The 23171-nt window shown below is 62.1% G+C and carries 16 protein-coding genes; 13 read left to right on the top strand and 3 right to left on the bottom strand.

Annotated elements, in window-relative coordinates; translation table 11 throughout:
* Positions 1-12 precede the first annotated feature (12 nt).
* The 12 genes from cobT (at position 13) to ACQY6C_RS11350 (ending at position 21307) form a co-directional block, all read left to right on the top strand.
* Complete coding sequence (gene cobT / locus ACQY6C_RS11405; protein WP_427968814.1) at positions 13-1842, top strand: cobaltochelatase subunit CobT; 1830 nt, start codon at positions 13-15, stop codon at positions 1840-1842.
* Positions 1843-1901: 59 nt separating this feature from the next.
* A complete protein-coding gene (locus ACQY6C_RS11400) occupies positions 1902-2186 on the top strand; it encodes a ribbon-helix-helix domain-containing protein (RefSeq protein WP_427968812.1) in 285 nt (94 codons plus the stop codon).
* Positions 2187-2188: 2 nt separating this feature from the next.
* Positions 2189-2482, top strand: coding sequence for a type II toxin-antitoxin system RelE/ParE family toxin (locus ACQY6C_RS11395; RefSeq protein WP_427968810.1), 294 nt, complete (start codon positions 2189-2191; stop codon positions 2480-2482).
* A complete protein-coding gene (locus ACQY6C_RS11390) occupies positions 2479-3156 on the top strand; it encodes a nitroreductase (protein WP_427968808.1) in 678 nt (225 codons plus the stop codon). The genes ACQY6C_RS11395 and ACQY6C_RS11390 overlap by 4 nt, the downstream gene beginning before the upstream one ends.
* Positions 3157-3319: 163 nt before the next feature.
* Positions 3320-6415, top strand: coding sequence for a CHAT domain-containing protein (locus ACQY6C_RS11385; RefSeq protein ID WP_427968806.1), 3096 nt, complete (start codon positions 3320-3322; stop codon positions 6413-6415).
* Positions 6415-8223 carry a ShlB/FhaC/HecB family hemolysin secretion/activation protein gene (locus ACQY6C_RS11380; protein ID WP_427968804.1) on the top strand — a complete coding sequence of 603 codons (1809 nt, stop codon included), beginning with the start codon at positions 6415-6417 and terminating at the stop codon, positions 8221-8223. Before ACQY6C_RS11385 ends, ACQY6C_RS11380 begins: the two co-directional genes overlap by 1 nt.
* 17 nt (positions 8224-8240) lie before the next feature.
* A complete protein-coding gene (locus ACQY6C_RS11375; RefSeq protein ID WP_427968802.1) occupies positions 8241-15059 on the top strand; it encodes a hypothetical protein in 6819 nt (2272 codons plus the stop codon).
* A gap of 38 nt (positions 15060-15097) precedes the next feature.
* The gene (cysS, locus tag ACQY6C_RS11370; RefSeq protein ID WP_427968800.1) at positions 15098-16573 is read left to right on the top strand and encodes a cysteine--tRNA ligase; all 1476 of its coding nucleotides are present in this window, start codon (positions 15098-15100) and stop codon (positions 16571-16573) included.
* Positions 16570-17031 (top strand): RES family NAD+ phosphorylase, encoded by a 462-nt coding sequence (locus ACQY6C_RS11365; protein ID WP_427968799.1) that lies wholly within the window; start codon positions 16570-16572, stop codon positions 17029-17031. The genes cysS and ACQY6C_RS11365 overlap by 4 nt, the downstream gene beginning before the upstream one ends.
* Complete coding sequence (locus tag ACQY6C_RS11360; RefSeq protein ID WP_427968797.1) at positions 17028-17966, top strand: D-2-hydroxyacid dehydrogenase; 939 nt, start codon at positions 17028-17030, stop codon at positions 17964-17966. The genes ACQY6C_RS11365 and ACQY6C_RS11360 overlap by 4 nt, the downstream gene beginning before the upstream one ends.
* A 139-nt stretch (positions 17967-18105) precedes the next feature.
* Positions 18106-19761: an acetolactate synthase large subunit gene (locus tag ACQY6C_RS11355; RefSeq protein ID WP_427968795.1), complete on the top strand. Its 1656-nt coding sequence runs from the start codon at positions 18106-18108 to the stop codon at positions 19759-19761.
* A gap of 109 nt (positions 19762-19870) precedes the next feature.
* Entirely contained in the window at positions 19871-21307 is a 1437-nt protein-coding gene (locus ACQY6C_RS11350) for an aldehyde dehydrogenase family protein (RefSeq protein WP_427968793.1), read from the top strand.
* Between the two features lie 4 nt (positions 21308-21311).
* Here ACQY6C_RS11350 and ACQY6C_RS11345 read toward each other — a convergent pair whose 3' ends face one another.
* Together ACQY6C_RS11345 and ACQY6C_RS11340 are read right to left on the bottom strand one after the other, a co-directional pair.
* The gene (locus tag ACQY6C_RS11345; RefSeq protein ID WP_427968792.1) at positions 21312-21671 is read right to left on the bottom strand and encodes a hypothetical protein; all 360 of its coding nucleotides are present in this window, start codon (positions 21669-21671) and stop codon (positions 21312-21314) included.
* The gene (locus ACQY6C_RS11340) at positions 21661-21861 is read right to left on the bottom strand and encodes a hypothetical protein (RefSeq protein ID WP_427968790.1); all 201 of its coding nucleotides are present in this window, start codon (positions 21859-21861) and stop codon (positions 21661-21663) included. The genes ACQY6C_RS11345 and ACQY6C_RS11340 overlap by 11 nt, the downstream gene beginning before the upstream one ends.
* A 132-nt stretch (positions 21862-21993) precedes the next feature.
* Between ACQY6C_RS11340 and ACQY6C_RS11335 the strand changes: the two genes are divergently transcribed.
* A complete protein-coding gene (locus ACQY6C_RS11335) occupies positions 21994-22650 on the top strand; it encodes a S24 family peptidase (RefSeq protein ID WP_427968788.1) in 657 nt (218 codons plus the stop codon).
* Positions 22651-22681: 31 nt separating this feature from the next.
* On the opposite strand, the gene ACQY6C_RS11330 is transcribed toward ACQY6C_RS11335, so the two are convergent.
* Positions 22682-23140, bottom strand: a complete 459-nt coding sequence (locus ACQY6C_RS11330; protein WP_427968786.1) for a hypothetical protein — start codon at positions 23138-23140, stop codon at positions 22682-22684.
* Between the last annotated feature and the right edge of the window lie 31 nt (positions 23141-23171).

Here is a 23171-nt window from a genome sequence, read left to right as displayed (position 1 = left end):
TGGAGCTTGTGATTGGCTGAAGAAACACCCCTCGACAAATTCAAGCACGCACTGACCGGCGCGAGCCGCGCGATTGCGCGCGAGGCCGAGGTGGAAGTGGCGTGGAGTGCGGATGCGCCCTCGCAATCGGGCAAGAACTTTCGCGTCCCGCTGCCATCGCGCAATTTGCCGCCCGAACAGGTTAGCGAGGCGCGCGGCTTTGCTGACAGTTTCGCGCTCCGCCTACGCCATCACAGCGAAGCGCTGCATTCCCGCCATGCGCCGCCCGAACCGATTGCGCGCGCCTGTTACGATGCAATCGAGCAGGCGCGATATGAAGCGCTCGGTTCCAACAATTTCAGCGGGATACGCGAGAATCTTGATGCGGCGGTTGAAATGCGCACCGCCTCCGATCCGATTGCGCGGGCACAGAACGAGAGCGAGGTTCCGCTGCAGACCGCACTCTCGCTGATCGTGCGCGAGAAGCTGACCGGCCAGCCGATCCCCGAACGCGCGCAGGTCGGCGTCGAGATGGTGCGCGAGTTTATCGAACAGCGCGCGAGCGCAGATTTTGACGCACTGGCGCTGTCGATCGACGATCAGGCAGCATTCCAGTCGCTCAGCCTCGACATGCTCCAGCATCTCGACCTTACTCAGCCGACCGACGTCCCCGACGAAGGCGAAAACGAGCAGGGCGACGAAGAAGACGGCCAGGACGAACAGCAGGGCGAAGACGAGCAGGACCAGAACCAGGGCGATCCGCAATCCTCCGAAATGGCCGGCGAAATGTCCGAAGGCGATTCGGACGGTGACAGCGAAACCGAGATGTCCTCCGACGAGGAGATGGCGGAAGGCGAGGCTGGGGAAGAGGGCGAGGAAGGCATGATGCCGGTCCGGCCCAACCGCCCCACCGGCGAGATTCCCGATGGCCTCGATTACAAGGTCTATACAACGCGCTTCGACGAGGAAGTCCCGGCGGACGAACTTTGCGATGCCGAGGAGCTTGACCGGCTCCGTGCCTATCTCGACAGCCAGCTGACGGGGCTGCAGGGCATTGTCACGCGGCTCGCAAACCGGCTTCAGCGGCGGTTGATGGCGCAGCAGAACCGCAGCTGGGATTTCGACCAGGAAGACGGGATCGTCGATGCCTCGCGCCTGCCGCGTGTCATCATCTCGCCCGGCACTGCGCTCGCCTACAAGACCGAACGCGATATCGAGTTTCGCGACACGATTGTCACGCTGTTGATCGACAATTCCGGTTCCATGCGTGGGCGCCCGATCAGCATCGCCGCGATCAGCGCGGATATCCTTGCGCGGACGCTGGAACGTTGCGGCGTCAAGACCGAGATCCTGGGCTTTACCACGCGCGCATGGAAGGGCGGGCAGAGCCGTGAGGCATGGCTGGCGGATGGCAAACCGCCTGAGCCGGGCCGCCTCAACGATCTGCGGCACATCATTTACAAACAGGCCGACGAGCCGTGGCGCCGTGCGCGCCGCAATCTCGGCCTGATGATGCGCGAAGGGCTGCTCAAGGAGAATATCGACGGCGAAGCGCTGATGTGGGCGCATAACCGGCTGATCGGGCGGCGCGAGGATCGCCGTATCATGATGGTGATTTCAGACGGTGCGCCGGTCGACGATTCGACGCTCAGCGTGAACAGCGCGGGCTATCTCGAAAGCCATCTGCGCAAGGTGATCGAATGGATCGAGAAGGCTTCGCCGGTCCAGCTGGTTGCCATCGGCATCGGGCACGATGTGACGCGCTATTACAGGCGCGCAGTAACGATCATGGATGTCGAGCAGCTCGGCGGCACGATCATCGAACAGCTCGCCGAACTGTTTGAGGATGAGCGACGACGGTGAAACTCGGCGGGGACTAGCGACTCATTGCTGGATCATACTTCGTATGATAAAGTATGCGTATGAGCAGACTTGAACGCATCACCATCACCATGCCCGAGGAAATGGCCGCCAAATTGCGGGCCGCCGTCGAGCGCGGCGAATATGCCACCACCAGCGAAGTCGTGCGCGAGGCGCTGCGCGACTGGAGCGATGAGCAGGAGCGGCGTGCCGATGCGGTTGAGCGCGTGAAGCAGATGGTTGAGGAGGCCGAAGCGGGCCCATCCTATCCCGCCGAACAGGTGTTCGCCGAAATTCGCCAATTTGTTGCCGAGCAAGCGGCCAAATATCGCGCTGAAAACCAGTAAGCATGATTGAGATCAAGCAGCAAGCGGTCGAGGACCTGCGCAATATCGGTGACTATATTGCGCGCGACAATCCCGACCGTGCGGAAAGTTTCGTTGCCGAATTGCTTGAGCGCATCGCTTGGGTCGGCGCCAATCCGCGACTTTATCCCATTCGTGTCCAGTGGCGAACCGGCCTCCGGATTGCGAACCACGGAAATTACAGGATCCTCTACCGGACTGGTGATGATCTCGTCGTTTTCCTGAGAATAGTGCATAGCTCGCGTGATCTTGAATCCATTGTGGATGCATTTGAATGAACGTCACCGAAGCCGTCCTGTCCCGCCGTTCGATCCGCGCATTCCTTGACCAGCCGGTCGAACGCGAAACGCTCATCCGCGTGTTGGAGAAAGCCCAGCGCGCGCCTTCAGGCGGCAACGTCCAGCCGTGGAATGCAGAAATGCTGACAGGCGATCCGCTCGCCCGCCTCTTCGAGGAAGTGGGCAAGGAAGTACCCAAATGGCGCGAGGGCATGACGCCCGAATACGAGATCTATCCGCAGGGGCTGGACGGCGCCTATGAGGAACGGCGCGTCGCCGTGGGCGAGGCGATGTACACCGCCATGGGGATTGAGCGCAGCGACCGGGCAAAGCGCCTGGCATGGTTTGCCAACAACTATCGCGCGTTCGGCGCACCGGTGCTGATGCTGGTCCATACGCCGCGCTATATGGGGCCGCCGCAATGGTCCGATGTCGGCATGTGGTTGCAGACGGTCATGCTGCTGCTGCGCGAGGAAGGCCTCGACAGCTGCGCGCAGGAAGCATGGTCGGCATTCGGCGAGCCGGTGCGCAGGGTCGCCAACATTCCCGAGGACCACATCTTCTTCTGCGGCCTCGCAATCGGCTATCGCGATCCGGATGCGCCCGTGAACTGTTTTGAGGTTAACAGGGCCGGAATCGACGAAGCGATCACCTGGAATGGATTCACCGACTAGGATCGAACCTTTCTGGCTCGGGTTGGGGAATGATGAGGTTAATTTGCTTTCGGTTCGGCCTTCCAACCTTTAGGGTGGATGCTAGAGACCGAAAGGTTGCTGGGTCGCACAGCCGTATAAGCCACTGATTCTGGTGGGACGCATCTGAAGCGGGGAGGCGTGCGTGCGACAAAGAATTCTGTGTTCACTGGTCATGAGTGCCATTGTGGTCTCGACCGTACCGGCGGGTTTTGCGCAGGATCGCCAGGTCCTGCAACGTGACAGCTTCCCGATCGGCGATTCGGATGGGGCCCTCTGCCAGGTCCAGGATCGCAGCATTGGCAATCCAGCGCGCCAAGGCATGTTCGACCGCCGCTGGGCGGTTGTGTGCCGTGACAGCGCCCGGCCCGTCGCGACACTCTACGCCTTTCGTGGTTTCGAAGGCGATCCCGTTGACCTGATTGCCCCCTATCGCCGCGAGAAGGTGGACTGTGGCGGTGCAGAGCAGGTCCGGCAATGCACGGTGGCGGGCACGACTCTGCCTTGGACGGTGCTGCGCGAGAGCGGCGATGGCTACAGCTACATTGCCGAAGGCTTTTCAGCCTATGACGACGCGATCAGGTTGGCGCTGCGTTCAGTCCGCGAAAATGCCATTGCCAGCGGGCGGATCGATATCGCCACGACATCAATCACCGATCCTTTCGCCTTTGCCCGGATCCAGGCCGAAACACTGCAGCCGGAACAGGCGCTGGCAGAGGGATATCGCCGCAATCTGGGCGGCGACTACGCCGAAGCCTCGGCCTATTTCGAAACCTTGCAGCAGCGGCTCGAAGGCGATCAGGAAAGCGGCATCAACCCCGGCGAATTCTTGGTCAATCGCGCGCTGCAGAAATCCAACCTGAAGGATTTTGCGGAGGCCGATCGCCTGTTCATCGAGGCCGAGCCTCTGACCGCCGGTGATCCGGTTGCCGAAAGGCTGCAGCGCAATTTCGAAGCGATCCATCTTATCAACCAGGGCTATGTCGAAGATGCACTGGAGCGCGCGCGCCGCCCCTTGAGCCAGGGATTGCAAGGCGCATTGGACGAGGAACCAGACATCGCCATCACGCGCCCACTTGCGGCGCGGCTAAATGCTGACGATGACACGGGGCGTCTGCTCGGCTTCGTCGACGAGCTTTCGCTCACGCCTGACGAGCGGGCAGAGATCATCGATGCTCAGGGCCTGCAATTGCAGGGTACGGCATTGCGCATTCTGGGGCAGCGTGAAGAGGCGCGCCGCGCTCTTATCCAGGGCTATAACCGTGCAGTCGCGGTGCGTGACGGACGGGTGGTCACGATCGTGCGTCTGCGCGCGCAGGTGCTGGGCGAACTGGCCGTACTGGCGGAAGCGGAAGGCGACATTGGCAAGGCAGAAAGCTATCTACGCTATGCCATCGACATCCTTGAAACCCGCTATCCTGAACGGCGCGCAGTAAGCGGGGCCAAAGCACGGCTTGCGGCAATGCTGCTGCGCAATGGCCGGGAAGAGGAATCGCTCGCGCTTTATCGGGATGTTGTCGACGGATCGCTGGGCAAGCGCGATGCCGCGACTGGCTTTGCCAACCAGCTCGTTCCCTATTTCCGCCATCTGGCTCCACGGGTTGAGGGCGATCCGGGCGTAGCTGCGGATTTCTTCAAGGCGCTGCAGGTGCTCGTTCGCCCGGGCGTGGCCGAAACGCAGGCGATCCTCGCGCGCGAATTGAGCGCGAGTTCCGACGAAGCGGCAAGCCTGTTCCGCCAGTCAACCGATCTTGCGCGTGAAATCGAGCAGGTGCGTATCGCCTGGTCGGCACAAAGCCGTGCTCAAGAAACAGTGCAGGGCAATCAGAGACTTGCAGAAATGGCTGCGCGGCTCGATGAGCTTGAATCGCAGCAATTGCAGACCCAGGCGCGCCTTAGCGATTATCCGCAATATCGCGTGATTGCTCCGCGTGCGCTGTCGCTGCCGGAATTCCGTGCGGCAATGCAGCCCGGGGAAGCATATCTCCGCATGGCGGCGGTCGGCGGAAATGTATTCATGTTCCAGGCCGATCGCGATGGTGCAAAGGCCTATCAGGTCGACCTGCCGGAAAGCGAGCTGGATTACCTCGTCGATGTCATCCGTGGTTCGATTTCAAGTTTCGAAGGCGGGCGCTACGTCACATACCCATTCGATCTCGAGTCTTCACACGCGCTCTACCGCGCACTGATGGAGCCGGTCGCCGGTGAGCTCGCCAATGTGCATCATCTCGTGTTCGAGCCCGATGGTGCGATGCTGCGCCTGCCGCTCGACCTGCTGGTGAGCGACGATGCTTCGGTTGCTCGCTACCAGGCCCGGCAGGAACAAGCAGGTGCGGACCCGTTCGATTTCACAGGCGTGGAATGGTTCGGGCGCGGCCGCGCGATCAGCACCGCCGTTTCCGCGCAAGCCTTCGTCGATGCCCGCAACGTGCCTGGGTCCTCGGCATCACGCGAATATCTCGGGCTTGGCAAGAACCAGCCGGTTGGGGATGGCAGCGGTATCCGCGCGCTGGCGGTGAGCGGCAGCGATCAGTGTGGCTGGAGTGCCGCGACCTGGGACAATCCGATTTCCGATGCCGAATTGATGGCTGCGAGCAAGGTCGTCGGCGCGGGCGAGTCCGAAATCATCACCGGCAGCGCATTCAGCGACGACGCCCTGGAGGCCAAGGCGGACCTCGACCAATTCCGCATCCTCCACTTTGCGACACACGGCCTGGTCACGCCTCCGCAGCCATCCTGCCCCGCGCGGCCTGCCCTGTTGACGTCTTTCGGCGGCGAGCAGTCGGATGGATTGCTTTCATTCGACGAGATTTTCGACCTCAATCTCGATGCGGACCTGATCATCCTGTCCGCTTGCGACACGGCGGGCGGGGCGAGCATCGAAGCGACCCGTGCAGCAGGCGTGGGCAGCGGTGGAGGCACCGCGCTCGACGGGCTGGTACGCAGTTTCGTTGGGGCCGGGGGCCGCGCGGTTCTCGCCAGCCATTGGCCAGCGCCAGACGATTTCAACGCCACTGAGCGATTGATGAGCGAAATGTTCCGCCAGGGCCGCAATCAGACCTTGGGGATGGCGCTCCGCGCTTCGCAAGGCCTGTTGATGGACCAGCCGGATACTTCGCATCCTTACTATTGGGCAGGATTCGCCATCATTGGCGATGCGGCGCGGCCGCTGCTGACCAGCGGCGTACCGGCGATCGCCCAGGCAGACATGGCAGCCCACGCTGTGCAGGGGGCTGAATAATGAAAGGAACGAGCTTGCGATCGACCGGTTTGCACCATGCCCGCCGCGCCTTGGGAGCATCCCTGCTGGTGCTGGCGGCAATGCCTTCATTGGCACAGGCGCAGGTGGCGATTGCGCCAACGCGTGAGGAAATCCAGCGGCAGGAAATCGAGCGTGACCTGCGGGACGATTCGTCACCGCTGGCAGCTACAGATGGGGTGGAGCGCGCGCCGTGTCCGCTAGCCGATCCGCAATTCGCAGAGCTCCGCTTCACAATGGGGGAAGCGAAATTTCCCGGATTGGGGGATCTCGATCCTGCAATGCTCGCACCAGCCTGGCAGGGCTATGCCGGGCGTGAGATTCCTGTCTCGGCGATCTGCGAAATCAGGGATCGCGCGGCGACGATCCTGCGCGATGCAGGCTATCTCGCTGCCGTGCAGGTGCCGGAACAGACAATCACCAGCGGCACCGTAGTCTTCGACGTAGTGCTGGCCCGGCTGGCCTCGGTGCAGGTTCGCGGGGAAGCGGGCAAGGCGAGCGGGCTGTTGCAGCGCTATATCGCCAAGCTTGAAGGCCAAGGCGTGTTCAATGCCAACGAGGCTGAACGCTACTTGTTGCTGGCACGCGATATTCCAGGGCTTAACGTGCGGCTGACGCTGCAACCGATGCCACGCGAGCTGGGTGGAGAGCCTGGCGATGTTGTTGGCGTGTTCGATGTTTCGCGCCAGCCCTTCTACGTCGATGCGAATATCCAGAACTACGGTTCGCGAGCGGTCGGGCGTTTCGGCGGATTGCTGCGCGCGCGGGTCAACAATGTCACCGGCATGGGTGACGAGACGCTGCTGAGCGCTTTTGCCACGGAAGATTTCAAAGAGCAGATTGTCCTGCAATCCGCGCACAGCCTGCATGTCGGGTCTGAAGGGATGACGCTGAACGGCGGCTTCACCTATGCCTGGACCAAGCCAGATGTTCCGGGGCCGAACCTGTTCGAGTCCGAAACGCTGATCGCTTCCGGTTTCGCCAGCTATCCGCTTGTGCGCTCGCAGGCGCGCAATATCACTCTGTCAGGCGGGTTCGAACTGATCGACCAGGCGCTCGACTTTTCCGGCCTTGCCTTGTCGCAGGACAAGTTGCGGATCGCTTTCGTCAAGGCACAGCTCGACAGCATCGATCGTGGCAGCGTGCTGGGACGTGGTGGCTACAGCATCATCGAACCGCGCCGGGCGACCGGAGTTTCGCTGGAGCTGCGCCAGGGGCTGGACATGTTTGGGGCGAGCAAGGGTTGCGGTGCAGGCTTCGTCAATTGCCTGGGCGCCGGCCTGGTGCCGCCTAGCCGTCTCGATGCCGATCCGACCGGGTTCCTGCTGCGCGGCGATGCCTATGCCGAAATCAGGCCGAAGCCGGATTGGGGGCTGCGGTTGCGCGGCAGGTTCCAGTATTCGCCTGATCCGCTGCTCAACTTCGAACAGTTTTCCGGCGGCAATTACACGATCGGGCGCGGCTACGATCCGGGCGCAATGATCGGTGACAGCGGGGTGGGCATTCAGCTCGAGGCGTTCCAGGGCTCGCTGGTGCCGAAGACGCCTGACGGGATTGCCGTGCAGCCCTTCATATTCGGCGATTACGCCGGAGCGTGGACCCATAATCTGGCCGATGACTATGCCGAAATCTTCTCGGTAGGTGGCGGACTGCGTTCGACAATCGGGCGGCAGGCGGTGCTCGACCTGACCGGGGCTGTTCCACTCAAACGACCGCCACTGGCGGCCAGCAAGGGCGATTTCCGCGTGTTGATGTCGCTCACCGTGCAACTGGCACCCTGGTACAAATGACGGAGCGGGAGGCAAGAATGACGGCAACCAATCCGATCCACACCGCAGGCGCTTCCAAGAGACGCAAGGCATGGCTGGGCAGCGGCTCCGCACTGGCAGCCGCCGTGGTAATTGCCGCGATGGCGCCAGGTGACGCATTTGCGCAAAGCGTGTCCGTCGCGCCCCGCGTTGACAACAATGTGGCGGCTCAAGGGGACGTAACCGTGGCACAAGGCACGGTCACGATTACACGCGGCGCGACCAAGGACCAGATCGCAGTCGATTCCTCCGATGCGATCCTGAACTGGACGACTTTCGACACCAACACGCTCGCTACCACCGACAGCTACGTCAATTTCCTGCCCGAAGGGACCGAGCTGGAGTTCGTTGGGCCGGGTGAAGACTACACCGTCCTCAACCGGATATTTCCAACCGCCGATGCGAGTGGGAACTATCGCGGCATTGCCTTTGGCGGGACGGTGACGAGCCTGCTGGGTCCGAGTGCGCCGACGGGCGGCAACATCTGGTTCTACAGCCCCGGCGGCATTCTTGTCGGCCCGAACGCCACCTTCAACGTCGGCGGGTTGCTGCTCTCGACCAGCGACATCGCAGAGATCCCCGGATTCGGTTCGCCGATAAAGTTTACGGGCACCAGCCAGAGCGATTCGAGCATCGCAATCGACGCCGGGGCGACCATCCTTTCGAGCAGCTATGTCGGCATTGTCGCACCGCGCGTGGTCCAGGCGGGTACCGTCGATGCCGATGGATCGATCGCCTATGTCGCAGCCGAACAAGCAACGCTGACAATCAACAACGGCTTGTTCGATATCGCTGTCGAAGTTGGAAGTTCGGATGCGAACGGAGTGGTCCACACCGGCACTTCCACGGGCGATGCTTCGCAGGCGGTGACCGACGTAAACGGCGGTATTCTCGATGCCGATGCACGCGCGATCTACATGGTCGCCGTCCCCAAGAACGATGCGATCACCATGCTCGTCGGTGGCGACATCGGTTATCGTCCGGCTGTGGCGGCTGCGCTGACCGAGAATGGCCAGATCGTGCTGAGCGCCGGGGCCAATGTGTCGAACGAGGGGCTGGTCAACGCGCCAGCCATAGCTTTCGATACAGCCAATGCCGTTGCGGGTGGTTCGATCGAGGTCGGCGGAGCGAACTTCAATTCGTCGACTAAGGTATATGCCAGCGATACGCTTTCGATCCAGCCGGGTGCGGGCGAGTCAGTGGTGTTCGGCAGCGACGCGCGCAACCCCTATGATCTCGACATTGTCAGGGCCGGAAATATCAACTTGAGCGCCGCGCAAGGCGGCGTGTTCAGCGTCGCGGGCGATCTCGTGCTGCGGGCAGGGGTCAGCGATGCGGTGGGCGGGGATATCCAAATCCTTGCAGAAGGCGCTCCGGAAGGTTCGCTCCTGGAAGCGGGCGTTATCAAGATTGGCGGCGATCTGACGCTCGACACCAGCGCCCTGGGGTTGGATGTACCCGGTCCCGAAGCCGACGCGACGGCTGGCTCCGTTTCGGTTGAAATCGGTGCAAACGCATCGCTGACGGTTGGCGGAAACCTGCAAATCGATACCAGCGCGCAAGGCGGCGTGTTCGGCGCGGGAACCGCGGGCGCAGTTTCCTTCGTGGTCTCGGATGGAATCTTCAACGCGGGCGACCTCAGAATTTCCAGCGACGGCATTGGCGGTGGAGCGGGGGGTTTTGAAGGTGCCGGCCTGTTCGCCGTGGCCCTGGTGGCGGAAACGACACCGGCTGCTTCTGGCGGTACCGGCATAGGCGGCGATATCACCTTCGATTTCAGCAGCGGCACGGTCTCACTCACAAGTCTGACGGTTAGCGCCAACGGCATCGGCGCAGATGGTGCTTTCGGCGATTCCTTCTTTGGTACTTCTGGCGGCCAGGGTGGTGACGGGATCGGGGGAAGTGCGACGTTCAATGCCAGCGGCGGGACGCTTTCCGTGTCCGGAACGCTTGCGGTGACTGCCGACGGAATAGCCGGCAGCGGCGGCAGCGGATTCGGCTCGATGGGCGGTGACGGAGGCAACGGTACAGGCGGCTCTGCGGCGTTCAATCTCGACGGAACGGCTACTATCGATGCCGCCGCGATCCTGGTCAGCGCAAACGGCACAGGCGGACTTGGCGGCACTTCATTCGACAACAGCCTCCTCCCTGACGCTGGCGGCGGTGCAGGCGGTGACGGGCAGGGCGGCAGCGCAACCTACAACGAGATTGCAGGTACCATCGAGTTCGGATCGCTGACTGTGCAGGCTGCGGGCACCGGCGGGGCTGGTGGTGACAGCCTGGGCGCGGGACCGGGGCAAGCGCAGGGCGCGGGAGGTGCAGGTGGAGCTGGCACTGGCGGAATGGCGCAAGCGATCCTCATGCTCGATGACGCCATCGGTAGTGACTATGTGATCGATGCCACTGGCACCGGCGGACAGGGCGGATCGGGCGACGCGCCGGGAGCGGGCGGCAGCGCGACCGGCGGCAATGCAGGCCTTGTCCTCGACGACGCTCTCGTGGACGCGAATTTCATTGCGATCCTGGCAACTGCTGACGGTGGCCTCGCCGGAGCTTCGGACGGGCCCTCAGGTGCGGCCGCGCCGGGCGGCAGTGCTATTGGCGGAACTGCCAGCTTCCTGATGAGCGGCCCCAATGCGGGCTTTGCCGTTCCGCCGCCGCTGACCGTTGACGGTTCGGCATCGGGCGGCGTCGGCAGCGCGGGTCGGGCAGGTTCGGCTGTACTGGCTGGCGGTGATGGCGGTACCGGAGGCAGCGCACAGGGCGGATCGGCAGAAATCATTCTCAGCAACGGCGCCGTGCAGACATTTGCGGCCTTCGCCACTGACGTATTTGCGGACGGATTTGGCGGTTCCGGCGGAGTGGGTGGAGACAACTTCCTTGGCGGCATTGCCGGCGATGGAGGCACCGGCGGGGCAGCCATCGGTGGAACGGTCCTGATCGAAGCGGGAAGCGGCACAGAGATCACGCTGCTCGATGGCGGAGAGTCCTTTTCGCTGGAGGCCAATGGATTCGGCGGCGGCGGCGGATTCGGCGGTAGCCTCGACATGACCAATGGCGGGACCGCAGGAAATGGCGGCGATGGCGGCGCGGGTACTGGCGGCGCGCCAATCCTGAGATCGGTCGGCGGCAATATCATCGCCACTGGAATCTTTGTGGGCGGCGGCGGTTTCGGCGGATTCGCCGGCTTGGGCGGTAGCGACGGCCTGACCATACTTGGCCAGACTGGCAATGGCGGCGATGGCGTGGGTGGTTCACCTTCGCTTCAAGCGCTTGAGGGTAGCCCGGGGCGCCTGACTCTGGGAGATGTTGCGATTGACGCGAGCGGGATCGCGGGCTTCGGAACGGTCATGGGCTCGACCGCTGGCGGGACGATTACACTGGTCGATGCCTCGACCGACCCGGCGGGCCTGATCACCATGGCGTCTTTGTTCGTAACGGCGCCCGGTTCCATCGCTCCGCTTGCCACGCCCAGCCTCACAATTGAGTCCAACAGCGGCCCGATTACCGTAACCGGGAATGTGCAGGCCGATGTCGTCGGCGATATCGCGCTGATCTTTGACGCGGATGGACAGCTTGTGGTGGGCGGTTCGACCACGCTCGATGCGGGTGGAGCCATCACCGTTATCCATACCAACAATGGTGCCGCAACGATTTCGCTTGATAGCGCGGGCAATATCCTTGCCAACGCAGGCACGGATATCGATGCGCAGCCGGGTTCGATCCTTTCCGGCAATGAAGTGTTCCTGGGTGCCGTGAGCGACATCTCTGTCGATGATGTGCGGGCTATCCCCAATCTGGTGATCCAGGCAGGCGGCGATGTGTTCGTCCGCGATGCTGTGGCCGTGGGGCCGCAAGGTGCCGCGAACTTCGCTGGGATCTTCATCGACGCAGGTTATTCGAACCCTTCGGGACTGCCGATCTACGATCCATCCGCCCTCGCACAGATTACCGGAACGGTGGCATCCTATGATGACATCACCATCAATTCGGGCGGCAATGCGGTGTTCGTTTCCGGTTCTTCGGTCCTGGCCGATAACCGGCTTTCCGTTCATACGGGCGACGACATTATCGTCCATGCGGGGGCATTGCTCTCCAGCGGTCTCAACCCGACCATCCCGTTCGATCCGACCGAGCCCTTTGCTTCGGGTACGCCTCTTGTCCTCAGCGCCGGCGGACTGGTTGGCTCATTGTCCGGTCCCCTGCTGACACCCATTTCGTCGCTTGTGATCGACGGGACGCTCAGTTCCGGTATCTCCGCGACTCTCCTCCTCGGCAATGCGATTGACGGTTCGGGCAGTACGATCACGGCTGGCTGGCTGGCGGCAGACGTCAACGATGCACCTATTGCTGGTGCCGTGCAGGGCGACGATGCTGGCTTGCTTACCGCTCCATGCCTTGAGGGCAATATCTGCCTCGGCAATCTGGCGATTACCAACAGAGCCGAGATCGGTCTCGTGAGCAACAATGACGTGATCGCGCTGTACCTGCCGCAGGGCGCGGTGAGCGCGGATGAGATCGTCATCCTGACTCGCAATGACATTGTGATGGGCGGCGGCGGAATCGCCACCTCTATCGATACCACCAGCCTGTTTGACGTCACCAGCCTCACGGGCAATGTCGACCTCGGAACAGCCACGATCAGCTCGGGCCAGATCCTCATCGGCGCATCGTCTGGCAGCCTGTTGGGCAGTGCAACGCTGGCCGCCACTGGCGATATCGGGATCACCGTGGGGCAGGATATCTTCGCGAGCGCGATCACTGCGGGCGGACAGCTCACCACCGTGGCGGGAGCGGGCGGTGCGCTCGAACCTTCCTATGCAGTGCCCGGCAGCTTTACCGTCGATAGCGTTTCGATTGGTGCAGGCGATCTCAACATTGTGGCCGGTGGGGATATCCTGATCGGGACTGCCGCTGTGCCCGGAACCGATATTGTGCTGACGGCGGGCGGCGATGCTTCGCTCGGCTTCACCGACACCGCCCATGTCGTCGATATTCTGGCGAACAATATTCTCTTCGGGGATCTGACGGCAAGCAGCGATGTCCTGCTGCAAGCGCTGACGGGTTCGGTCACCGGCACAGCCCCCGGTGACATCGACAGCGGCGGGGCGATCAACATCACTGCCGCGACCGATATTCTCGCAAACAACCTCACCGCTGCAGTTGATGCAGGGCTGTTTGCGGGCGGCGATATTGCGGTGACCACGCTCGATACGGGCCTGGGTGTGGCATCCAACGCCGGCGGCAGTTTCACTGCGGTCAATGTGCTGGCCGATCCCACGCTTGCGAGCTTCGTCTCGATCGACGCGGTGAACGGCATAGATATCGGCACTCTGCGCACTTTAGATGCGAGCCTGTCTTCGACCGGCGGCCCGGTTGCAGTCACGAATGACGCGCAGGTCGCGGGGATCCTCTCGGCGGGCGGCACATCGGTCTCGATCGTTTCGAGCGGAGACCTTGCTTTCGATGCACAGGCTTCGGCGGGCGACGTCACTGTGACGGGTAACAGCAGCCTCAGCGTGCTTGGTGCCGGGGCGACAGGTACAATCGACTTGTCGGCGGCACAGGACCTGGCCCTGCTCGACGATGTGATTGCGGGCAGTGCGCTCCTGCTCGATGCGGGCGGGCTTCTCTCTGCGGGCGCGCTGGCAAGCGGGCAGACCATTGGTATCCTGGCAGGCGACCTCGACATCGGCGCACTCGCAGCGCTGGGGCAAAGCGACGTCACGCAGGCAATCTCGATCACCGGCCTGGGCGATGTGACGCTGGGCGGTGCAGGAGGAACTGGCGGTTTCGAGCTCGACTCCGCTGAGTTCGCGCGCATTTTCAGCGGCGGTGATATTACTGTGAACGCTGGCTCGCTTTCCGGCAGCCTGATCACTGTGGATGACATGTTCGCCGTGGTCGGGACCGGATCGGGCGGCGCGATGGACGGCAATATCGGCCCGGCAGGATCGCTGATCCTCAGTTCCGGCGGTGATATCCTGGTGCGCGGCAATCTGGCGATCTTCAATGCCAGCCTGAGCAATCACCTCGTCCTCGATGCGCCGGGCCTCATCCGCCTGGTGGCCGATACGGGCGCGTTGCAGATGCTCGATGCAACCGAAGGTCTGACCGGCGTGATCGACATTTTCGCGACGGATTTCATCGCCGCGACCGATGCCGCATTCGCCGATATTCAGGGCATGAGCCTCTCGCAGATCGATTTGCGGCTGGGCGATAGCGACGGGATGGACAATCCCTTCGGCGTGATCCGCGCGGACACGCTCAATATCGATACCACCGCCAGCCGCGTCTTCATCCAGAACACCTCGCTCAGCTCCGCCATCGCAGACCGGCGGGGCTTCGAGGTCAACACGCTCAACATTGGCGATAGTGGCGGCACGATCCAGCCGATTGTCATCAATGGCACGATCGGGGGGACAACCGGCCTCGACACCATTGGCGCGGTGTCGATCACGAGCAGCTTCGACCCGTTCTCGACCATCAACGGCTGCCTGATCGTCAGCCCCGCCGTCTGCATCGCGATCACACCGGGAGAAAATCCGTTTGACGATCCGACGCGTGACCTGGTCAGGAAGAAATTCAATCCCAATGGCGACAAGGACAGCGAGCGCGATCCCGATGGGGACCGTGACAACGATCTCGGCAGTTTCGACACCATGTTGGTCGAGCTGAAGCCGGTGGATGGCTTTGAGCAGGATCCGCTGATCGACCAGCCGGTCACTGGTGCGGGCAATGAGGACCTTTGGGTCGATCCCGATGCCTGCCAACCGAACGATAGCAGTGAGGAATGCCAGCTCGAACCTGCCGAATAGCTTGACCAGGCGGTGCTGCTGGCGGCAAGGCGCTGGCCATGACCACCGTGCCGCTCAAGCTGTTCAATTCGCTGACCCGCAAGCTGGAGGAATTCCAGCCCGTCCATCCCGGTGTTCCTGGTGATCCGGCTCAGCCGCCCGAAGCGCGCGTCTATACCTGCGGGCCGACGGTCTATAACTACCCGCATATCGGCAATATGCGCGCCTATGTCTTTGCCGATGTGCTGGGCCGCACGCTGAGCTGGAAGGGCTACAAGCTCACCCATGTCATCAACATCACCGATGTCGGCCACCTGACCGATGATGCCGATGCGGGCGAAGACAAGATGGAGAAGATGGCCGCTGAGAAGGCGCAGTCCATCTGGGACATCGCGAAGCATTATACCGAGGCCTATTGGGCCGATGTGAAGGCGCTCAATATCCGCCAGCCGGCACAGTGGTCAGTCGCGACCGACTATATAGAGGAGATGCTCGACTTCGCGAAGCAGATCGCGCTCAAGCATTGCTACGAGCTCGACAGCGGGCTCTATTTCGATGTCTCGACCGTCGAGGATTACGGGCGCCTCGCGCGCGCAGTCACCGACGAGGGAGAAGGGCGGATCGAAGCGGTCGAAGGCAAGCGCAACGCCGCTGACTTCGCGATCTGGCGCAAGACTCCGCCGGGCGAGAAACGCCAGATGGAATGGGACTCGCCCTGGGGCCGGGGCGCGCCGGGCTGGCATCTCGAATGCTCGGTGATGGGCGGCAAGCTGCTCGGCTTCCCCTTCGATATCCATACAGGCGGGATTGACCACCGCGAGATTCACCACCCCAACGAGATCGCGCAGAACCAGGCCTTCTGCTGCACTGACGGGTTGGGCGTGGCGGAGAATTCCGGCGCGCGCATCTGGATGCACAACAACTTCCTGGTCGAGCGATCGGGGAAGATGAGCAAGTCAGCGGGCGAATTCCTGCGGCTGCAGTTGCTGATCGACAAGGGCTATCACCCGCTCGCCTACCGCATGATGTGCCTGCAGGCGCATTACCGCAGTGAGCTGGAGTTTTCGTGGGAAGGCCTCGGCGCGGCGCTGACCCGGCTAAAGCGGATGGTCATGGCGGTTGAACCTCTTCGTGATGCCGAAGCAAGCGATCCGTCGCATCCCAAATTTGCTCCGATGCGCGAGAAGTTCGCCGCAGCGATTTCTGATGACCTGGGTACGCCGATCGCGCTCACTGCGCTGGAAGAGGCGCTGGCGGTGAAGAAGGTCGATGCGGGCATCAAGCGTGCAGTGATCGACGACATGGAAGCTGTCCTCGGCCTCAACCTCTTTGGCCTCACCCGCGTCGACCTCCGCATCCGGCCCAAGGATGCGCAGATCACCGAAGCGGAAATCGAGGACGCACTCGCCCGCCGCAAAGCCGCCCGCGCGGAGAAGGACTTCGCCACCTCCGATTCCATTCGTGACGAACTTACGACCATGGGCGTCGAGGTAATGGACGGCGACCCGCTCGGCTGGGAGTGGAAGCTCGGATGAAGCTCTGGCGCCTGACCCGCGCGCCTTTTGTGGCACTCGACGGGAAGGGGGCCGAACTGCACGGCGCACGGTATTCTTCACCGGGGCGACCGGTGGTGAATTTTGCATCTGAGGCAGGGCTCGCGGTGCTGGTGGCGCTGCGCTACCTTCCTGAGAATCGCGAACAGTGGCCCGATGACTTTGTCCTTGGCTGGACCGAAGTCGACGCCCAGCCGGAGCCTGTACCCAACGCGAGCGACGAGGCAACCATCCAGGAATGGGTGGACGAATGGCTCAAGAGCGGTCGCTCGCTTCTTGCCACGATCCCATCGCGCGTGCTGCCAGAAGGGGATATCGTTATGTTGAACGTGCGGCACCCCGGCGCCACGAAGGTTGCACCGCTGAACTTGCGACCCTTCGATTTCGCGCAATGCCTCCATCGCCCGCCCATGCTCGACAAATATGGGAGCCAAGCATGACCGTCCTTGCCCTGTCATCGCTCATTCGCCCGCTGGTCGAAGCGCGCCTGCCGGAAGATCTCGATGTCCGCTGGTTCGCCAGCCAGGAGGAGGCGCTCACCGTCGCACCCGAAGCCGAGATCGGCTGGTTCGACATGTATGACCATGCCGCCATGGCGGAGACCGTGCGCGCCGCAACCCGTCTCAAATGGCTCAATTCGATCTATGCAGGGCTCGATTTTCTGCCGCTCGACGTGCTGGCGGAGCGCAAGGTCACTGTCACCAATGGCGCGGGGATCAACGCGCTGACCATCGCCGAATATGTCGTGATGGGGATGCTGACCGTGGCCAAGGGCTATCGCGATGTGGTGCGGGCGCAGGAGAGGCGCGAGTGGCTGTTCGATTCGCCCGGCAAACGCGAGCTGGCGGGCAGCAAGGCTTTGCTGCTGGGCTATGGCGCGATCGGCAAGCTGATCAAGCCGCGGCTTGAGGCGTTCGATGTGGATGTGGCTGTGGTGCGCCGTTCGGGCGGGGAGGGCGTGCTAGGTCCCGATGAATGGCGCGCGCGGCTGGGCGAGTTCGACTGGGTGATCCTCGCCGTACCCGCCACACCTGAAACCGACGGGATGATCGGTGCGGAAGAAATCGCGGCGATGAAGAGCGACGCAGTGCTGCTCAACATTGCGCGGGGTGCCGTGGTGGACCAGCCGGCTCTGGTCGAAGCGCTCGAGGCCAAGCGGATCGGAGGGGCGTTTCTCGATGTCACGACACCTGAACCTCTTCCGCCCGAGCATCCGCTTTGGGCGCTCGACAACGCGCATGTCACCATGCACCTTTCGGGCCGGGCTCAGGACAAGATGTTCATCCGTTCGGCCGAGCGTTTCCTCGAAAATCTCGACCGCTACCTGCGTGGTGAACCGGTCGCACCGATTTTCGATCCCGCGTTGGGGTACTGATTGCGCCACCCTGCGAAACGGGGCCATGACTTGCGGGTAAAGCTCTGATAGGCTGCGCAAAAGGCGAAAAGCTTGAAATTGTGGTCGCATTGCGGTGGCTCGCATCAATCGATGCGGGCGAAACGGGGGGAATGCGATCATGTCCGAAAAGAAGAAAGCGTCAGACCTTTTCATCGAATGCCTCGAGGCTGAAGGCTGCGAATATATCTTTGGCGTTCCGGGCGAGGAAAACCTCGATTTCGTTGAGAGCCTCTCAAACTCAAAGCAGATCAAGCTGATCCTGACCCGGCACGAGCAGGGCGCCGGTTTCATGGCCGCGACTTACGGGCGCCATACCGGCAAGACGGGCGTTTGCATCGCTACGCTGGGGCCGGGCGCGACCAATTTCGTGACGGCCGCCGCCTATGCCCAACTCGGCGGAATGCCGATGATGATGATTACCGGGCAGAAGCCGATCAAGAAGAGCAAGCAGGGCCGCTTCCAGATCCTTGACGTGTGCTCGATGATGGAGCCGATCACCAAATATACGCACCAGCTTCATGCGGGCGACAACATCCCCAGCCGCGTGCGCGAAGCCTATCGCCTGGCGGAAGAGGAGAAGCCCGGCGCGGTGCATCTCGAGCTGCCAGAGGACATTGCCGAGGAGCCCTGTTCGGGCACGCCTATCCCCGCTTCGGTCGCGCGCCGTCCAAGCGCAGAAGCCAAGGCGGTGCGATTGGCAGTCGATGCTCTAGAAAAGGCCAAGAATCCGATTCTGGTGATTGGCGCAGGCGCCAACCGCAAGATGACGGGCCGGATGCTCAACCAGTTCGTTGAGAAGACCGGCATTCCTTTTGTCACCACCCAGATGGGCAAGGGCGTGATCGACGAGCGGCACCCGCTGTTCCTCGGCTGCGCGGCGCTGAGCGCAGGGGATTTCTGCCACCGCGCGATCGAGGAAGCCGATTGCATCGTCAATGTTGGCCATGACGTGATCGAAAAGCCGCCCTTCTTCATGAAGGAAGACGGGGTGACGGTAATCCATGTCTCCAACCGCAGCGCCGAAGTGGACCCGGTCTATTTCCCGCAGATCGAAGTGATCGGCGACATCGCCAACGCCATCTGGCAGATCAAGGAAGACATCGTGCGGCAGGGCCATTGGACCAGCGGCGATCTCAAGCGTTACCACCGCGCCGAGCTGGAACACACCGGCAAGCTGGCAGAGGATGCACGTTTCCCGATCTTCCCGCCGCATCTCGTCCAGCAGGTTCGCGATTCCATGCCGCAGGACGGGATCATCTGCCTCGACAATGGCGTCTACAAGATCTGGTTTGCGCGCGGCTACACCGCATACCTGCCCAACACCGTGCTGCTCGACAATGCGCTCGCCACAATGGGTGCAGGGCTGCCCAGCGCGATGATGAGCGCCATGCTCTATCCCGATCGCAAGGTCATGGCGATCTGCGGCGACGGCGGCTTCATGATGAACGATCAGGAGATGGAGACCGCGGTTCGTCTGGGGCTCAACCTCACCGTGCTGATCCTGCGCGACGATGCCTATGGCATGATCCGCTGGAAGCAGGCCAATATGGGCTTCAGGGATTGGGGGCTGACCTATGGAAACCCCGATTTCGTTGTGTTTGCGGAAAGCTTCGGGGCACAGGGCCACCGCATCGAAAGCAGCGATCATCTGCGTGAAACGCTGGCCTATTGCCGCGACACGCCGGGAGTTCACCTGATCGATTGCCCCGTCGATTATTCGGAGAACGACCAGATTCTGAATATCGACATTAAAAAGCTTTCCAAGGAGCTGTAATCCTGCTCCGGCACCCCGGCCCCGGAGTCGGGGTCCCGCTTCCTACTCGCGGCGGGACTGCCAACGCGGGATCCCGTATCAAGTCAGGGATGACGAACGAGAGATTGCAATGCCCGAACTTAGAGACATCTACCCGCTCTACCTCAACAACAAAGCAGCTCAGCCCAACACCGACCTTGAGGTGACGGACAAATTCACCGGCGAAGTGGCCTTCCGCACAGCGCTTGCGACGCCCGACGTGATCGAGGAAGCGATTGCCGGGGCCGTGCGTGCGACCGAGCCAATGGCGCGGCTGGCGAGCTACGAGAAGCAGGACGTACTGATGCATTGCGTCGCGCGTTTCCGCGAGCGGTTTGACGAGCTCGCCTATGCCCTGTGCGTCGAGGCGGGCAAGCCGATCAAGGATGCCGAAGGCGAGGTTTCGCGCCTGATCGACACTTTCCGCATCGGTGCAGAAGAGGCGGTGCGCAATTATGGCGAGGTCCAGCCGCTCGACATTTCGCCGCGAGCCAAGGGCTATATGGGCATGTGGAAGCGCGTGCCGATCGGCCCGTGCAGCTTCATCTCGCCGTTCAACTTCCCGCTCAACCTTGCCGCGCACAAGATCGCGCCTGCGATCGCCATGGGCTGCCCATTCGTGATGAAGCCCGCCAGCCTTACGCCGCTGGGCGCGATTATCATGGGCGAAGTGCTGGCCGAATGCGATGTGCTGCCGGAGGGCGCCTTCAGCATCCTCCCGGCCAGCCGCGACGGTGCGGATTTGTTCACTACCGACGATCGCCTGAAACTGCTGAGCTTCACCGGATCGCCGGGCGTGGGCTGGGCGCTCAAGGCCAAGGCGGGCAAGAAGAAGGTGGTGCTCGAACTGGGCGGCAATGCCGCAGTGATCGTCGATAAGGATGCCGATCTCGACCACGCGCTCGAACGGATCATCTTCGGCGCGTTTTACCAGAGCGGGCAGAGCTGCATCGGGGTGCAGCGGATCATCATCCACGAGGATATCTACGACACCTTCAAGGATATGCTGGTCGCCAAGACCGCGACGCTGGTGGCGGGCGATCCCAAGGACCGCGATACCTTTATCGGGCCGATGATCTCCGTGAAGGAGGCGACACGGCTCAAAGGCTGGATCGACGATGCGGTGAGCCAGGGCGCACATTTGCTGTGCGGCGGCGAGTGCGATGGCGCGATGTTGCAGGCGACTCTCCTAGAAGGCGTGCCGCGCAATTGCGACGCCAATACGGAGGAAGCCTTCGGCCCACTGGCCAATCTCTCAAGGTTCTCGGACTTTGGCGAGGCGCTGGAGCAGGTGAACGATTCGAAGTTCGGCCTGCAGGCAGGCATCTTCACCCGCGACATTCACCAGGTGCTCGATGCCTGGGATGTGCTCGATGTCGGCGGCGTGGTGGTGAACGATGTCTCGTCATACCGCGTCGACAACATGCCCTATGGCGGAGTGAAGGACTCAGGGCTCGGCCGCGAGGGCATCCGCTTCGCGATGGAGGACATGAGCGAGATCAGGAACCTGGTAATCCGGCGGGTCTAGAGTCTCACACATCCTCCAGCAGCAGCAGCGCAGCAGTCACCACCATGCGCGGGGCGGGGTTAAGTGTGTGGTCAACTTTGCTCACTGCAGCGTCGGCAACCAATTGCCCCGGAATGGTGAACTCGTGATCGGGCAGGGCGGCGACAAAGCACTCGCCCGCTGCAATTGCATCGGGCCCATCGAAGGCGAACGTGACTTCGTGGCGGGTGCCGCTGAAGGTGATCGAGGCCCAGGCTTTCTCTTCATGCGAGAGCAACTGGCCCTGCGCTTCGCCAAGCGCGATCAATGCGTCGCGCACGCGGTCACCGGTTGAGCGGCGGGCGCGAAAACGGCGCGCCTTCGACTTGGGAAAATCAGACTGCATGAGCCGTCTCCTGTTGTTGGGGCGCATAGCTCTCCATCCAGCGGCGGATGCGTGCTTCGGTGCGTTCGCGCGGGATACGGCCCATGCGCAGGTCGAGCACGAAACGTGGATCATGCGCGGCGAGGCGGCCGAATTTGGTCGCAGGCATATCGTGCTGGCGGAGAAAATTCTCGACGGATCGGATCAGCATGGTTCCCCTCATCGGTAGTTTGGAGATGACGAATCGTTGCGATGTTCTCGATTCGTTCCATGTGAAATCCTACTTGTCTAGGAAAAATCCTATGCTATAGGAATTTTAATCCGGAATGAGGTGCGAATTGCGATGAGCGACGAAGCGGGAAGGGCGAGATTGCTGGAACTGGCGCAGGCAAGCCGCGCCAGTCTTGCCTCGCTATCTGCAATGATCGGGCGCAATCCCAGCTATTTGCAGCAGTTTGTGCGCAAGGGCTCGCCGCGCAAGTTGGAAGAACAGGATCGTCGCAAGCTGGCCGAGTTTTTCGGCGTTTCCGAAACGGAATTGGGCGCACCGGAGGAAAATTCCTACGATTCGCGTCTTGACGCCACGGCGTCATCGGGTGGCTGGGTCGAAGTGCCGCGGCTGGATATTGGGGCATCGGCCGGACCCGGGGCCCTTCCGGTGGGAGAGCAGGCCTTCGATACGTTCCGCTTCTCGGCGCGCTGGCTGCGCGAACAGGGCTTCGAGGGGGCGCAGCTTTCCGCCATCAAGGTCGAAGGCGACAGTATGGAGCCGCTGCTGCGCGATGGCGACGAGATCCTCGTCGACCGTGCGCCGCGCGCATTTCGCGACGGGGTGCATGTCGTGCGGCTGGGCGACACGGTGATGGTCAAGCGCGTCGCCTCGGCCGGTCAGGGCAGGTTTGCGTTGCTCTCCCAGAACATGGCCTATCCGCCGGTCGAAGTTGCGGCGGACGAAGTCGAGATCATCGGCCGAGTGGTTTGGAAAGGGGGAAGGGTGTGATGTCTGATTTTGGGTGGAAAGCGGACATCGATCAGATGCCTATCTTTTCCCATCGAGCGCGTATCCTAGAATGGGCTAGGTTTAGCGCAACGTCGCCTGCTTTGTCGTCGCAATCACCGGAAAAATAGACGATATTGAGGGCAGCCCGTTGGGCATCATACTCCCCAACCCGCTCCATGACTTCCACGGCTTCAGTCCAGGGGAGTCGGTCACCTTTGATCAGCACCTGCGCACATGGAAGTACAAGGGCAACCAATTCGTGGCGAACCGCCTCGGCCCATTCTTCAAGCAGTTCATGTTGTCGATCCTTTGTAACTGCCTTGCTGAGGGGTGGGCGACAAATCTCGTTGAGGACGCAAAATGCTGCGTTGAGACTAATCGTCGCTCCCTCGCGAATAAGCGCCGAAGCATTCTCTTCGTCGCAATAGGGAAACCTCGCGTCAAACGTTTCGAGGAAACGTTCTTCTCTGGCTGAATCATGCAAACGCATTTGAGCCTTATGCCTGCGTCGGTGCTATGTC

This window comes from Altererythrobacter sp. (assembly GCF_050299635.1).
Taxonomy (GTDB): Bacteria; Pseudomonadota; Alphaproteobacteria; order Sphingomonadales; family Sphingomonadaceae; genus Erythrobacter.
This window is presented reverse-complemented; position numbering and strand designations above follow the sequence as displayed.

Excerpts from the sequence above, each read along its gene's own strand:
- ACQY6C_RS11400 (WP_427968812.1), top strand. The coding sequence starts at position 1,902 with ATGAGCAGACTTGAACGCATCACCATCACCATGCCCGAGGAAATGGCC.
- ACQY6C_RS11365 (WP_427968799.1), top strand. The coding sequence starts at position 16,570 with ATGAAGCTCTGGCGCCTGACCCGCGCGCCTTTTGTGGCACTCGACGGG.
- ACQY6C_RS11355 (WP_427968795.1), top strand. The coding sequence starts at position 18,106 with ATGTCCGAAAAGAAGAAAGCGTCAGACCTTTTCATCGAATGCCTCGAG.
- ACQY6C_RS11330 (WP_427968786.1), bottom strand. The coding sequence starts at position 23,140 with ATGCGTTTGCATGATTCAGCCAGAGAAGAACGTTTCCTCGAAACGTTT.
- ACQY6C_RS11390 (WP_427968808.1), top strand. The coding sequence starts at position 2,479 with ATGAACGTCACCGAAGCCGTCCTGTCCCGCCGTTCGATCCGCGCATTC.
- ACQY6C_RS11380 (WP_427968804.1), top strand. The coding sequence starts at position 6,415 with ATGAAAGGAACGAGCTTGCGATCGACCGGTTTGCACCATGCCCGCCGC.
- cysS (WP_427968800.1), top strand. The coding sequence starts at position 15,098 with ATGACCACCGTGCCGCTCAAGCTGTTCAATTCGCTGACCCGCAAGCTG.
- ACQY6C_RS11340 (WP_427968790.1), bottom strand. The coding sequence starts at position 21,861 with ATGCTGATCCGATCCGTCGAGAATTTTCTCCGCCAGCACGATATGCCT.
- ACQY6C_RS11350 (WP_427968793.1), top strand. The coding sequence starts at position 19,871 with ATGCCCGAACTTAGAGACATCTACCCGCTCTACCTCAACAACAAAGCA.
- ACQY6C_RS11375 (WP_427968802.1), top strand. The coding sequence starts at position 8,241 with ATGACGGCAACCAATCCGATCCACACCGCAGGCGCTTCCAAGAGACGC.
- ACQY6C_RS11360 (WP_427968797.1), top strand. The coding sequence starts at position 17,028 with ATGACCGTCCTTGCCCTGTCATCGCTCATTCGCCCGCTGGTCGAAGCG.
- ACQY6C_RS11345 (WP_427968792.1), bottom strand. The coding sequence starts at position 21,671 with ATGCAGTCTGATTTTCCCAAGTCGAAGGCGCGCCGTTTTCGCGCCCGC.
- ACQY6C_RS11335 (WP_427968788.1), top strand. The coding sequence starts at position 21,994 with ATGAGCGACGAAGCGGGAAGGGCGAGATTGCTGGAACTGGCGCAGGCA.
- ACQY6C_RS11395 (WP_427968810.1), top strand. The coding sequence starts at position 2,189 with ATGATTGAGATCAAGCAGCAAGCGGTCGAGGACCTGCGCAATATCGGT.